The sequence below is a fragment of the Exiguobacterium sp. U13-1 genome, assembly GCF_001750115.1.
Lineage (GTDB): Bacteria > Bacillota > Bacilli > Exiguobacteriales > Exiguobacteriaceae > Exiguobacterium_A > Exiguobacterium_A acetylicum.
The window spans coordinates 49,388-62,775 of sequence record NZ_CP015731.1; the positions used below are offsets into that span (position 1 = coordinate 49,388).

The following is a 13,388-nucleotide window of genomic DNA, read 5'->3' on the forward strand; positions in this document are numbered from 1 at the left end:
GTTAGATCGGATAAGACGCGGGGTATAGTCAAAAGCGCATTATTTTAAGGAGGAATCAACATGCAACTTGGATGGATTGGTTTAGGACATATGGGTGTACCGATGGCAAAACGTCTACTCGACGGTGGTCATGACTTGGTCGCCTACAACCGGACGTATGAAAAAACAGCTCCTTTAGTAGAGAAAGGCGCAACGGCTGTCGAAGAGGCACGAGATGCGGTCCGTCAGAGCGACATTCTTTTCATCATGTTAGCTGACGGACCGGCTGTTGCGTCCGTTCTCGAAAATGTGAAAGAGGATCTCGATGGTAAGACAATCGTCAATTTGAGCACAATCTCACCAGAAGAAACGAAGGAGATGGCTCGTCTCGTCGAAGAGCATAACGGTACGTATCTCGAATCTCCTGTATCAGGTTCTGTTCCAGTCGCAGAAAACGGTCAGCTCGTCCTGCTTGCTGGTGGTGACGTGAAAGTCATCGCGACTTGTCAGCCGTATCTCGACTTACTCGGCAAGGAAACGATTCATTTTGGAGCGCACGGTACGGGAAGTGCGGCGAAACTCGCCATTAATTTGTTGCTTGCTGTCGTCGGTCAAGGGGTTGCGGAGACATTACTCCTTGGAGAAGGTGCAGGACTTGAAAAAGAGAAGTTGATTAAGATGATCAGTGCTTCCGGCATGAATACGCCGCTCTTCACCGGCAAACGCGACATGTACCGGAAGAATGACTTCCCTTCTGCCTTCCCACTCCGGCTGATGGCGAAAGATCTCGGGCTTATCACGGCAGAAGCCACACGCCAACGGCTTGAGCTCCCCCTTGCCCAAGCGACGAACGCTAGCTACACTGAAGCGAAACCTGATTATGGTGATGCTGATATGGCAGCAATTTATCTTGCCTTACAGGAAAAATAACGAAAAGGGTGATGCCTCTCGATTTGAGAAGCACCACCCTTTTGATTTGCAATTATTTAAGAGACGTAACGATTCCCATCATCTGATCACTCGTCATCAAGGCTTTCGAGTTGAACTGATACGCCCGCTGGAGCTGCGTCAAGTTCGTCATCTCAAGCGCCATATCGACGTTTGATGTCTCAAGTCGGCCGACCGTCAATGGATTGCCCGCTGCATTCTGGTATTGTCCGGTTGCTGTAAACAAACCACCACCGACTTCCGTCAACTCACCGTAGTTTGGAATGTCCGCGACACCTACTCGAGCGAGGACACGTCGATCTCCGTTTAGGATTCCCGTGATATTGCCATCCTTGTTCAGTTCAATCTCCGTCGCGTTCGCTGGCAAAACGATTGGATCATTCGCCTGGTTGATGACGGAGCGTCCGGCATCATCCGTCAGCAGGACTTGTCCGTTCGCTTGTGGCGACAACTGAAAGTTCCCGTCTCGCGTGAACTTCGTCACGCCATCCGTATCGACGACACCGAAGAAATGATGTGGATTCCCAAGTGCAGCATCGAGTTTTCGGTCTGTCGTCCGGAACGTTCCGACGCCAAAGCGTGTCGCTTCGTTTGCGACGTAGCCTCCGACACCGAGTCGAAGTCCTTCTGGTGTCGTCAACGGACCTGGTGTAAAACCTGTCGCTTGGTTGTTGATGTTACGGACGAGCAGTTCATTAAACTGAGCATCCCGACGTTTATAGCCGTTCGTATCGACGTTAGCTAAGTTTTGACCGGTCGTATCGAGCTGCTTTTGCAACTGTCCCATCGTACTTGCGGATGTATAGATTGATTGCATCGTATCCTCCTATTAGCGAACGCGTCCGATTTCGGAAACAGCCTTCTCCGCTGTCCGGTCGTACGCTTGAATGACTTTTTGATTGGCTTCGAACTGGCGCAGACCGGCATTCATCTCTGCCATCGTCTGTTCCACTTCAACGTTTCCGAGTTCGAGTACACCTTGATCGACTCGGACGTTTCCGGCGTTCAACGGATTAGCGGAACGGAACAAACCGTTTCCTGTCCGCTCAAGCGTCTCCGGTTGATCAGTTACGACAAGACCTAGGTTACCGATCGCCTGACCGTTTCCGTCTGTGACGGCACCATTCGCGTCAACGAGGAAATCTTCATTGACGACGTTAAGTGGTTGTCCGTTCGTATCGAGGACGAGATCATTCTCCGTTGTCCGGAGTAATCCATCCTGTCCGACGGCGAACTGTCCGTTCGTCGTATAAAGCGTCTCTTCCTCTCCCGTCAACGGATCCTGATGACGAATCGTAAAGAGCGGTGCCCCTTCAAGCGAACTGATTTGCAAGTCCGTCGCATTGCCCGTCTCCGTGATTGAACCTTGCGTGAAGTTCGGTGTCGCTGCCTGCATGAAGACACCGGTCGCGAGTTTTCCGACCGTCGCGACTCCCCGCACACCTGTCCGTTCATTGTTTGCTGTCTGCTGGATCAGCATCTCCGGAAACGTCCGGAGTGACGCCTGATCAGCGCGGAAGCCCGGCGTCCGCGCATTCGCCAAGTTATTGCTGAGCATTTCCTGTTGGCGTTGTAATGCCTGCATCGCATTCGACGCCGTGTACATTCCTCGTAGCATGCGTTCATCTCCTCATTGACTTCATGTTCAATTCTTTCCTCTCAGTATATCGGTCGACTTGACGTGAATTATGAGTTTTTTTGAACAAAAAGGTAATATACGTAAGAGATGAATCGAAAGGCCTACCAAAATTACATTATCCTCTTTTTTTAGGGTTTATATATTCAAAATTTACAAATATTGCTATACTAAAACTAACAAATTCAAGATGCCTGAGGTGAATCCTATGAGCTTCTTTAAAAAACGAGTCACTGAACGAACTGTCCCTGGGTCTTTGGATTTATACACACTGTCAGACGTCACATATTTTTTAGAGAACCATCCGGATGCCGTCTATACGATGGATACGAAGGGTCACTTCATTTCCTTCAACAATAAATTTCCGCTCCTGCTTGGATACGATCGGGATAGTCTTCAAAAGCTTCATTTCGAGACATTTTTGAAAGCGAATGAAGTCGAGACGGTCAACCAATTCAAGAAGCGGGTCTATGCTGGTGAAACCGTCCATTTCACGACGACGGTTCGACATAAAGATGGTCATTGGCTGACCTTGAACGTCACGAACATCCCGATTTACGATCAACGCGTCATCATCGGTCTCTACGGGATTGCCCGTGATGTGTCACACCACCAAGAACTCCGAACCGATTATCAGCGTCTCTTGATAAAAGACCGATTGACGAACTCGATCGAGGGCGTCAGTTTCGTTGAATACTTCCCGACGTCAAAAGAAGTCGCCACGTCCCCTTCTCTCGCCACACTATTACAACTCTCCAAAAAACATTTAGTGAAGATGGATGCCTACGACTTTCTTGAAGAAATCCACCCAGAAGATCGAACGATTTTTCGCGAACAAAGTCTTGCACTTCATAAAGGCCAAATTCCGACCTTCGCGATGCAATTACGAATGGGACGTAGAAGTCGTTTCCAAAAGATCGTCCACTGTGAAGGTGTCGTTCAGACGGATACGATTCCCAGTTCGATTCTCTTCATCCTCAAGGATGCGACACCTCTCATCCAACTTGAACAAGAACGGGATCTGGCGATCGCATCCCTCAAGAAGTTTTTCACGTCACTGCATACGACGGCGTACGAACACCGTTATAGTGATGATTCCGTGACCTTCCATGCTGCCGGTTTTCTCGAACCATACACTGATTACCTTCGGCGGATCGAACAAGATCATCAACTGTGGACGAAACTCGTCTCAGCAGAAGACCTCGTCATCATGAAAGACGCGTATCCAAAAATTCGCCAAGGTGAAGTCGTTCGACTCGTTTACCGTCTAAACTATCCCGATCGCCAATTCTGGGTCGAAGAGACGTGTATCCCAATCATCGATGCGAATGGCGATGTCCTCGGACACTACGGTGTCTCAACCGACATCACACGACTCAAGGAGCAGCAACATGAGATTTGGCACCTATCGATGCATGATCCGATCACTGATTTACCAAATCATGCTTTCACGTTAGAACAAGTTCGTGAGTTGTTGACGCATCGTTCACCGTTCACTTTATTGACGGTCACTTTCAATCAACATAGTGTTCTGACCGAACGATTTGGTCACGAAATCGGGGAAGAGTGGATTCGACAGACGAGCAACGCCGTGAAAAAGCTTATCAAAAAAGAGGTATTCATCGGTCATCTGTTTGGGGATAAATTCCTCATTATTCTAAAAGGAAAGATCGACGAGACACGGGCGATCGGTCTTGCCAACCAACTGCTCGAGCTGACGCATCACCGGTTCGACGTCTTATCCTACGAATTGTTTTCGAAGGTCTTCATCGGCATCACCTACTCCGTCCATCATGATCATACAGCGGAAGAACTGATTAAACAGACCTATACGGCACTCCGACGTGCGAAGTCGATTTCTAAAAGTAACTTCCAGTTCTATTCATCGAAACTCGACATCACGATGTATCGCCGTTATCAACTCGAACGCGATTTGCGACATGTCATCAGTCAGAACCAGCTGTTCCTTGAGTATCAACCGAAAGTCGATAGTTGGAGCGGACGTATTGTCGGTGCGGAAGCATTGATTCGATGGGATCACCCGGAATGGGGACGACTTGCGCCAAAGGACTTCCTGTCGCTTTCGGAAGAGAGTGACCTCTATATCCACATCGGGGACTGGGTACTCGATCAAGCCTGTCGATTGATTCGTGATCTGCTCGATGAACAACCGGAACATGTCGTTCCGCTCTCGATCAACTTATCGCCTAAACGATTGTTTTACGGCGATTTCGCGAATATCGTCGAACGACACTTAAAGAAACACGGTGTGCCCGGTCACCTCTTAGAAATCGAACTCCTTGAATCAGATGTTCTACTCGAAGGCGGACAAGTCCTTGAGACACTCGATCGTCTCGTTGATCTCGGTGTCAAACTCTCACTCGATGATTTCGGAACGGCTTACTCTTCGATTTCCTATGTCCAGCGTTATCCGGTGCATTGTTTGAAGATTGATCGATCGTTTGCGATTCATGCCGAACATGATCCAAAGAGCCTCTCTGTCATTAAAAGTGTCATCTATATGGCAAAGGAGTTCGGTTTGACCGTCGTCGCGGAAGGTATCGAGAACATGCAACAGTTGAATCTGTATCGCGATTTAGAATGCGACATGATTCAAGGCTATCTTTTCAGTAAACCGGTCGATATCGAGACGTTCAAGCAGTTGCTTGCAAACGGCACCCTCTATCCAAAAGATACGGGCACCGCTCCACCGAAGGAGCCGATTTTAAGCCTTCATGCGAAGGTGACGATTTCGAAGCTGAACGGACAGCCAATCCAAGTCGGATCGTCTCCGATCTTAATCAATCGTTGTACGAATCGGACGATCTCTTTCTATTCCTCGATTCGTCTACCGGTAAAGCATAAACTGGAGCTCTCTCTGCAACTGCATCACCTGACACATCCTGATATCTTTATTGAACCGACGTCGATTTCAGAACTCGATAACGGTCTCTTCTACTACGTCGCTGACTTCCAAGTTCGCGCCTTGTCTCTCATCGTCCAAGAACAGTTAAATCATTCCCATCATTCCCGCGTCGATGACTTCTTCAAACAATCGACTGTATGAAAAAAGCTTCCATCCCCTTAATCAAACGGGAATGGAAGCTTTCCTTAGTTATTCGGATTTTTGTTCAAGACAGCAGTCTGCGTCCGCTCAAGCACGGCATTCGTGATGACGATCAAGCCGGTGAAGAGGAACAACGCTTCAAAACCGAAGTGACCAGCAATTTGTCCACCTGCCAGTGGTCCGAGGAAGTTCCCCATGAACTGTGCAGACTGGTTATATCCGAAGATACGACCTGACGCATTCGCTGGCGTATTCTTCCGGAGCAATGTCTGTGCCGACGGCATCAGTGCTGCTGTCGCAAAACCAATTCCCATCCGTAAGACGATCAATTGACTTGTATCCGTAACGAATGCTTGCGGAATCAAGAAGGCCGCAAAGACGAGTAACGCAAAGAATAAGACGCGTTCTGCACCAATCTTATCTGACAGACGACCGAGTCGTTGCGCTGCGATTAAGGCCGCGATACCAGGTGCCGAAGCGACAATCCCGGATAATAGTGCCAGACGTTCTGTACCAGGACTGAGTTCCCGAACGTACAGCGACAGGATCGGACTAATCGATTGTGCCGCGAACTGAATCAGGAACGTCGTCAAGAACAGACTTAAGATAAGTTCCGGATGACGAAGCGATTGGATGATTTCCTTCGCGGACGCCATTTTTTTGACTTCCATTGGGACGAATTCTTCTTTGACTAAGAAGTAGGTCACGAGGAAGGTAATGAAGAGCGGAACGCTCGTAAAGAGAAAAACGGGTCGAAGCCCAACAACGTCGGCGAGGAATCCTCCAATGAGAGGTCCTAGCAATCCACCGGCAATCCCACCGGTCGACAGGGTGCCGAGCGCCCAGCCACTTTTCTCTTTTGGGGTTTGGGAAGCAACGAGTGTAATCCCGGCTGAGATGAATCCGGATACGGCTCCCATGACAAGACGTAAGAAGACGAGTTGATAGACGTCTTGAACAAAACTAATCAAGAACATGACGATCGACATACCAAGACTTGCTCGGAGCAACATCAGCTTCCGTCCTTTTCGATCGGCGAGACGTCCCCAGATTGGTGAGACGATCGCAGCGACGAGGAAGGTTGCACCAAAGGCGATACCGGACCAGGTCGTAATATCTTGTCGGCTGTCGACACCGAGTTCTTCAATGAATAAAGGCAAAAACGGTAATACGAGACTGAGGGCGGCGGCGGTCAAAAAACTACCGAACCAGACGACGACTAAATTTCTTTTCCACAATGGCATTGTGGCATCACTTCCTTTTAATTGACAATTCGTTTCAATGCAACAACTTTTAATATACACTTCACATTGTGAAATGTCTAGGATTTGAACTGTCAAAGTGTAGAACGGGACCTTTGATGCATATAAACTAGTGTACTACGACCGATAGTAAGGTAATCCACACGAAGGAGTGAAATTGAAATGAAACGCTTTTTGATTGGCGTAGTCTGTCTATCGTTGCTTCAATTCGGACTACCACTCAAGAGTTCAGCTGCCGTTTCCGTCACTCGTCACACGGTCATCTGGTCCATCCCAGAGGCCAAATCCATTTCAACGAAGATCAATCAGCTGGCAAACAGACAGATGAAACGTGTCTATCTGCATGTCGCTGTCGAGGGTGACCGTACTCTCTACCGAACATTCGTTGAAAAAGCGCATGCTGTCGGAATCGAAGTCTATTTTTTATTCGGACAGCCACGCTGGATCACAAACGAAGGAACGACAGCTCGACCGAACGTCGAGGATCCACTCGCCTGGATCTCGACCTATCAACAGGAAACGATCAGTCATCCGGATGGCATCAGCGTCGATCTCGAACCGTATGCCTTACCTGAGTGGGAGACGGACCAGCCACGTGTCATCGCCTCCTATGAACGCATCTTACTCGCCTTCCGCGAGAAAGCGTCTGCTGAAGGATTACCACTGCAACTGTTCCTCCCGTTCTGGTTCCATACCGTACAGGATGCGAACAGTCGCCCTCTCAGCGAATGGGCAATGGATCTTGCTGACGAAGTCACGTTGATGAGTTACCGGACCGTCTATGGTGGTGGTAACGGACTTGGCGCCATCACGATGACCGATGCACTCTATGCCGCAAGCAACAATCATACTTTATCGTATGCGATCGAGTTCACCGAACTCCCAGAGACGCCGGATATCACGTTTTACGGTAAGACACGAACGCAGTTGAATCAGCTCGTCAATCAGACGATGGCCAGTTCGCTGCCGCCAAGTGCGATCGTCTATCATGATTTTGAATCCTACCAAGCGTTCATGCGTAGTACGCAGTGAGAACATAAAGATTTGAAACGAAGGCACAGGAAAAAAGACTTGCTATCATTGATCCGACTCCTCCAGGAAAAAGCGCAAATTTTTGCGCTGTCAGAGACAAACAAGACCCGGGTTCACTGTTATACGAACAGTGAAGACTGGCTTGTGTCTCGCCTGAGGAAAGCGGGTCAAATGGAGCAAGTCTTTCTTTTCTTCCACATCGTCCCAAAATGAAAAGTGGTCCTTCCCATTACTGAGAAGAACCATCTTTTAATTCATCTCGATGTTCTTACTTTCCGAGGTTATCGAGCATGATTCCTGTACCGCGTGCGACACATAACATCGGATCTTCTGCGATCAGAACCGGTAGACCAAGTTCTTTTGCAAGCAGTTGATCGATTCCGTCCAGCAACGCGCCCCCACCCGTTAGGATGATACCACGATCGATGATGTCCGCTGCAAGCTCCGGTGGTGTCTTCTCGAGTACACGCTTCGTTGCCTCGACGATCTCCATCGCTGCTTCCGCAAGCGCATCGTGCATCTCTTCTGATGTCACCGTGATGTTGTGTGGTAAACCCGTCACGAGATTTCGTCCGCGAATATCCATCTGTTCGCTCCGTCCGTCTTCTGAAACAGTAGCAACCGTCGTCTTGACGGCTTGTGCCGTCCGTTCTCCGATGATGAGCTTATGTGTATCCTTGATCGAACGGATGATGTCGTGGTCGAAACGATCTCCTGCGACTTTGATCGTCTCCCCGCATACGATATCACCCATTGAAAGTACGGCAACATCCGTCGTTCCGCCACCGATATCAATGACCATGTGCCCTGCTGGCATCCAAATGTCCATACCGGCACCGACTGCTGCGACCTTCGGCTCGACTTCGAGGAAGACCGTCTTTGCGCCTGATTTTTCACCGGCTTGACGAATTGCCTTCGCTTCAACCGTCGTGATGCTTGCTGGTGTACAGATCAACATCCGGACTCCACCGAACATCTTACGGACTTCAATCTTATCGATGAAATGGCGAAGCATTGCTTCCGTCATTTCAAAATCAGCAATGACACCGTCTTGAAGTGGTCGAATGGCCACGATGTTCCCCGGCGTCCGCCCTACCATCAAGTGTGCTTCCGTACCTACCGCATGAATCTTACCTGTTGCCTTATCGATCGCGACGACCGATGGCTCATCGAGGACGATGCCTCTACCTTTGACATGAATGACGACGTTCGCCGTCCCTAAGTCGATTCCGATATCTCTTGAAAACATCTCGTGTGCTCTCCTTTACCCACTGGCTATTCTTCCAAAATATAGAACGTCGTTTGGACGTCTAACCCATTTATGTATACATACCTTTCAATTCTAGCATATGCCCCCTCGTGAAACGACTTTCTTTTTCCGCTTTTCGGATTTCATTGTCGTCCTTTTCAAAAGACGACAAAAAGAGCACCATCCCGCAAATGGGATGATGCTCTTATATAAGTGCTTAAAGTTTTGTTGCAGCTGTTTCTTCAACGACTGCTACTTCTTCAGTCACACGTTCTACGTCTGCACCAAGTGCTTGTAACTTCAAGTGGAAGTCGACGTATCCACGGTCGATGTGGTGAAGTGCACCGACGCGTGTTTCACCTTCAGCGATCAACCCTGCTGTGACGAGTGCTGCCCCTGAACGAAGGTCTGTTGAAAGAACTTCTGCGCCTTGTAATTGTACGCCACCGTTGATGATCGATGAACGACCTTCAATCTTGATGTCAGCGTTCATACGACGGAATTCTTCAACGTGCATGAAACGGTTCTCGAAGACTGTTTCCGTGATGACCGATGTGCCGCCTGCTTTGAGGACGAGTGCCATCATTTGTGCTTGAACGTCTGTCGGGAAACCAGGGTGTGGCATCGTCTTGACGTCAACTGCTTCAAGTTTTGCTGGACCGACGACACGGAGACCTTCTTCCGTATCCGTGATCTTAACGCCCATCTCTTCCATCTTCGAGATGAGTGGACGAAGGTGTTCGCGCTCAGCGCCGATGACTTCGACATCCCCTTCAGTGATCGCTGCTGCGATCATGAACGTACCTGCTTCGATCCGGTCCGGGATGACGTAGTGTGTTGCACCGTGTAATTTCTCGACGCCTTCGATGCGGATCGTTTCTGTACCTGCACCGCGGACTTTTGCGCCCATTGCGTTCAAGAAGTTAGCAAGGTCAACGATTTCTGGTTCTTTTGCGACGTTCTCGATGACTGTCGTTCCTTCTGCGAGTGTCGCAGCCATCATGATGTTCTCTGTCGCACCGACTGATGGGAAGTCAAGATAGATTTTTGCACCTTGGAGACGACCGTCGACTTGTGCCTCAACGAATCCGTTTCCGATGATCGTTTTTGCGCCCATTGCTTCGAATCCTTTCAAGTGAAGGTCGATTGGACGTGAACCGATCGCACAACCACCTGGCATTGCAACACGTGCGCGACCGAGGCGTGCGAGTAATGGACCCATGACGAGAATCGAAGCCCGCATTTTACGAACGTACTCAAGTGGTGCCTCATCTTTGAGGTCCGGCTCAGCATTGACCGTCACCGTGTTTGCTTCTGCATCGAACTCGACTTCTGCGTTCAAGTTGCGTAAGACGTTATTGATTGTATAGACGTCTGCTAGACGTGGTACGTTTTGAAGAACCGATTGTCCCTCCGATGCAAGCAATGTCGCGACAAGTGTTTTTAAGACCGCGTTCTTTGCACCTTCTACTTTGACTGTTCCAGCTAATTTACGTCCGCCACGGACAACGATTTTTTCCATTCTCCCTACTCCTCTGCTTCGTTTCTGTTCTAGTATGTTCAATTCGTGATTGGTGAGGATCATAGTTGGAATTCAACGAATGTTAGAAAAGAAACTTCCCTATAGTTGATCTCTTACTCCAAAGCCAATACGACGTTTCGATTGTAATGTTAGATGATTGCTAAATGACTGTGTTCCTTCATTGAAAGAGCAGTGTCCTGTTCCATGTTAAAACAAATTACCATTTCAGGGTTTACAATGCAGTTACAAGTTCACCCGATTAAAAACTGAAGACGTTGTGCAAAGCCGGCATAATCCAGTAAAAAGCGCGCTACGATGGATCCAAGTGCAATTGCTAGAATCGTTCGCAAGGCTACCGCATGCGGTCCTTTAGGATGTTGCAGGATTTTCTCCCATTTGACTGGTAACAAGGACCACCAGGCGAGTAAAATCGCCACGATGTAGACCAGCATACTAACTAACGCACTCACACCAATAGATGTCACTTTCGTTGCACCTCTTCTTCATAGTTTCTTCAACTCTACTATGATTTCATAAAATGAATGATTGCGCAAACAAAAAAGAACACGCTGAATTAATTTTAGCGTATAAAATATATTTATTGAAGATAAATTTGGTCTTCTACTGAAAAAAGGTTGAAGAATTCGTGAAGACGAGGCATATATTGTACTTTTACATTTTTGCAGTATTTTAAACCTATATCCTTCATCGTGTTGCGAAAACGGTTGCCATACGAAAAATCATTGACGTTTCATACAAAAAAACCCCCGGTTCCGCGAACGGAACCGGGGTTTCATCAAATCAATCGCGACCGTAGTCTTTCAAGCTGAGACGGTTAACTGCTCGTTTCAGTGAAAGTTCAGCACGCTTGAATTCGAGTTCTGATAATTTCGTGTCCTGGAGACGACGTTCTGCACGAACCTTCGCAGCTGCAGCCCGGTCGTAGTCGACCTTGTCTGCTTGCTCCGCAGTTTCCGCAAGAACCGTTACAGTATCCTGGCGCACTTCCATAAAGCCACCGCTGATAGCGATCAACGTGCGTCCGCCATCTTCGTGGCGCAACTTCAAGATGCTGATGTCGAGTGGTGTTACGAGTGGGACGTGGTGCGGGAGAACCCCGATTTCACCAGAAATCGTCTTCGCAACGACCATACGGACATCGCCATCATACACTTCGCCATCCGGGGTGACGATATTGACATGAAGTGTGTTCATCTCAAGTCCCCCTTATGCTTTGTCACTTAGACAAGCGCCTTCGCTTTTTCAATCGCATCTTCGATCGGACCGACGAGACGGAATGCTTCTTCCGTTAAGTCATCGTGTTTACCTTCGAGGATTTCTTTGAAGCCGCGGATCGTGTCCTTAACTGGGACGTACGATCCTTTTTGTCCTGTGAACTGCTCAGCTACGTGGAAGTTCTGCGACAAGAAGAACTGGATACGACGCGCACGGTGTACAGTCAATTTGTCGTCTTCTGACAACTCGTCCATACCGAGGATCGCGATGATATCTTGAAGTTCTTTATAACGCTGAAGTGTTTCCTGAACTTGACGTGCAACACCGTAGTGCTCTTCGCCGACGATTTCCGGTGAAAGGGCGCGTGATGTCGAAGCAAGTGGATCCACGGCAGGATAGATCCCCATCTCAGAGAGACGGCGCTCAAGGTTCGTCGTTGCATCTAAGTGAGCAAACGTCGTCGCAGGAGCCGGGTCAGTATAGTCATCGGCTGGTACATAAACCGCTTGGATCGATGTAACCGAACCTTTGTTTGTTGATGTGATTCGCTCTTGAAGCATACCCATCTCTGTTGCGAGTGTTGGCTGGTAACCAACGGCAGATGGCATACGACCGAGAAGGGCCGATACCTCAGAACCTGCTTGTGTATAACGGAAGATGTTATCAACGAAGAGAAGAACGTCTTGTCCTTGCTCATCACGGAAGTATTCTGCCATCGTCAAACCAGTCAAGGCAACACGAAGACGTGCACCCGGTGGTTCGTTCATCTGACCGAAGACCATCGCTGTTTGTTTGATAACGCCTGAATCCGTCATTTCGTGGAACAAGTCATTACCTTCACGCGTACGCTCACCAACACCTGCGAATACCGAGATACCGCTGTGCTCTTGCGCGATGTTGTTGATCAATTCCTGGATGAGGACGGTCTTACCTACACCGGCACCACCGAAGAGACCGATCTTACCACCCTTGATGTAAGGAGCGAGCAAGTCGACGACTTTAATTCCAGTCTCGAGGATTTCAACTTTCGTTGAAAGGTTATCGAAAGTCGGTGCTTTTTTGTGGATCGGAAGACGTTCCACGTCAGCAGCGATTTCTTTTTCATCAATTGGGTTACCGAGTACGTTGAAGACGCGACCAAGTGTCGCTTCTCCGACGGGTACCGAGATTGGAGCATTCGTATCGATTACTTCAATTCCACGGCGTACTCCATCCGTTGAGTCCATCGCAATCGTACGGACGACGTCGTCACCAAGGTGCAGGGCGACCTCAAGCGTCAAGTCGATAGCCACTTCTTCTACAGTTTGCGGCGTATATTGAATACGGAGCGCGTTGTAGATGTTCGGTAAGTGTCCTTCGAACTTAACGTCGATGACAGGTCCCATGACCGCGACGACGCGGCCTTTTAAACCGAGTTCGTTCATCGTGTTTCCTCCTACCTATCGTTACGCCAGTCG

General features: G+C 48.8%; 11 protein-coding genes. 3 read left to right on the forward strand and 8 right to left on the reverse strand.

The annotated features are described in order from the left end of the window. Window positions 1-60: 60 nt before the first annotated feature. The gene (locus ESP131_RS00235; RefSeq protein ID WP_069940033.1) at window positions 61-909 is read left to right on the forward strand and encodes an NAD(P)-dependent oxidoreductase; all 849 of its coding nucleotides are present in this window, start codon (window positions 61-63) and stop codon (window positions 907-909) included. Window positions 910-961: 52 nt separating this feature from the next. On the opposite strand, the gene ESP131_RS00240 is transcribed toward ESP131_RS00235, so the two are convergent. Both ESP131_RS00240 and ESP131_RS00245 read right to left on the reverse strand, forming a co-directional pair. Then, window positions 962-1,744 carry a flagellar hook-basal body protein gene (locus tag ESP131_RS00240; RefSeq protein WP_029342729.1) on the reverse strand — a complete coding sequence of 261 codons (783 nt, stop codon included), beginning with the start codon at window positions 1,742-1,744 and terminating at the stop codon, window positions 962-964. 12 nt (window positions 1,745-1,756) lie between these two features. Continuing rightward, the gene (locus tag ESP131_RS00245; protein ID WP_047394545.1) at window positions 1,757-2,545 is read right to left on the reverse strand and encodes a flagellar hook-basal body protein; all 789 of its coding nucleotides are present in this window, start codon (window positions 2,543-2,545) and stop codon (window positions 1,757-1,759) included. Between the two features lie 226 nt (window positions 2,546-2,771). Here ESP131_RS00245 and ESP131_RS00250 point away from each other — a divergent pair, with 226 nt between their 5' ends. Next, the gene (locus tag ESP131_RS00250) at window positions 2,772-5,630 is read left to right on the forward strand and encodes a sensor domain-containing protein (protein WP_069940034.1); all 2,859 of its coding nucleotides are present in this window, start codon (window positions 2,772-2,774) and stop codon (window positions 5,628-5,630) included. A gap of 44 nt (window positions 5,631-5,674) precedes the next feature. Here the strand turns inward: ESP131_RS00250 and ESP131_RS00255 are convergent, their stop codons facing one another. Continuing rightward, window positions 5,675-6,874, reverse strand: a complete 1,200-nt coding sequence (locus tag ESP131_RS00255) for a multidrug efflux MFS transporter (RefSeq protein WP_069940035.1) — start codon at window positions 6,872-6,874, stop codon at window positions 5,675-5,677. A gap of 180 nt (window positions 6,875-7,054) precedes the next feature. Between ESP131_RS00255 and ESP131_RS00260 the strand changes: the two genes are divergently transcribed. Then, on the forward strand, window positions 7,055-7,924 hold the full coding sequence (locus ESP131_RS00260) for a hypothetical protein (protein ID WP_047394538.1): 870 nt from the start codon (window positions 7,055-7,057) through the stop codon (window positions 7,922-7,924). Window positions 7,925-8,192: 268 nt separating this feature from the next. Here the strand turns inward: ESP131_RS00260 and mreB are convergent, their stop codons facing one another. The 5 genes from mreB to atpD all read right to left on the reverse strand — a co-directional run bounded on the left by mreB (window position 8,193) and on the right by atpD (window position 13,355). Then, entirely contained in the window at window positions 8,193-9,173 is a 981-nt protein-coding gene (mreB, locus tag ESP131_RS00265) for a rod shape-determining protein MreB (protein WP_029342734.1), read from the reverse strand. Window positions 9,174-9,390: 217 nt separating this feature from the next. Then, window positions 9,391-10,695 carry a UDP-N-acetylglucosamine 1-carboxyvinyltransferase gene (gene murA, locus ESP131_RS00270; protein ID WP_029342735.1) on the reverse strand — a complete coding sequence of 435 codons (1,305 nt, stop codon included), beginning with the start codon at window positions 10,693-10,695 and terminating at the stop codon, window positions 9,391-9,393. A gap of 251 nt (window positions 10,696-10,946) precedes the next feature. Then, the gene (locus tag ESP131_RS00275) at window positions 10,947-11,165 is read right to left on the reverse strand and encodes a DUF1146 domain-containing protein (protein WP_231925663.1); all 219 of its coding nucleotides are present in this window, start codon (window positions 11,163-11,165) and stop codon (window positions 10,947-10,949) included. A gap of 331 nt (window positions 11,166-11,496) precedes the next feature. Then, window positions 11,497-11,910 (reverse strand): F0F1 ATP synthase subunit epsilon, encoded by a 414-nt coding sequence (locus ESP131_RS00280; RefSeq protein WP_029342737.1) that lies wholly within the window; start codon window positions 11,908-11,910, stop codon window positions 11,497-11,499. A gap of 26 nt (window positions 11,911-11,936) precedes the next feature. Continuing rightward, entirely contained in the window at window positions 11,937-13,355 is a 1,419-nt protein-coding gene (atpD, locus tag ESP131_RS00285; RefSeq protein ID WP_029342738.1) for a F0F1 ATP synthase subunit beta, read from the reverse strand. Window positions 13,356-13,388: the final 33 nt, after the last annotated feature.

What these genes read in the sequence shown, in the direction of transcription:
- ESP131_RS00235 (WP_069940033.1), top strand. Translation starts at nt 61, where the DNA reads ATGCAACTTGGATGGATTGGTTTAGGACATATGGGTGTACCGATGGCA.
- ESP131_RS00240 (WP_029342729.1), bottom strand. Translation starts at nt 1,744, where the DNA reads ATGCAATCAATCTATACATCCGCAAGTACGATGGGACAGTTGCAAAAG.
- ESP131_RS00245 (WP_047394545.1), bottom strand. Translation starts at nt 2,545, where the DNA reads ATGCTACGAGGAATGTACACGGCGTCGAATGCGATGCAGGCATTACAA.
- ESP131_RS00250 (WP_069940034.1), top strand. Translation starts at nt 2,772, where the DNA reads ATGAGCTTCTTTAAAAAACGAGTCACTGAACGAACTGTCCCTGGGTCT.
- ESP131_RS00255 (WP_069940035.1), bottom strand. Translation starts at nt 6,874, where the DNA reads ATGCCATTGTGGAAAAGAAATTTAGTCGTCGTCTGGTTCGGTAGTTTT.
- ESP131_RS00260 (WP_047394538.1), top strand. Translation starts at nt 7,055, where the DNA reads ATGAAACGCTTTTTGATTGGCGTAGTCTGTCTATCGTTGCTTCAATTC.
- mreB (WP_029342734.1), bottom strand. Translation starts at nt 9,173, where the DNA reads ATGTTTTCAAGAGATATCGGAATCGACTTAGGGACGGCGAACGTCGTC.
- murA (WP_029342735.1), bottom strand. Translation starts at nt 10,695, where the DNA reads ATGGAAAAAATCGTTGTCCGTGGCGGACGTAAATTAGCTGGAACAGTC.
- ESP131_RS00280 (WP_029342737.1), bottom strand. Translation starts at nt 11,910, where the DNA reads ATGAACACACTTCATGTCAATATCGTCACCCCGGATGGCGAAGTGTAT.
- atpD (WP_029342738.1), bottom strand. Translation starts at nt 13,355, where the DNA reads ATGAACGAACTCGGTTTAAAAGGCCGCGTCGTCGCGGTCATGGGACCT.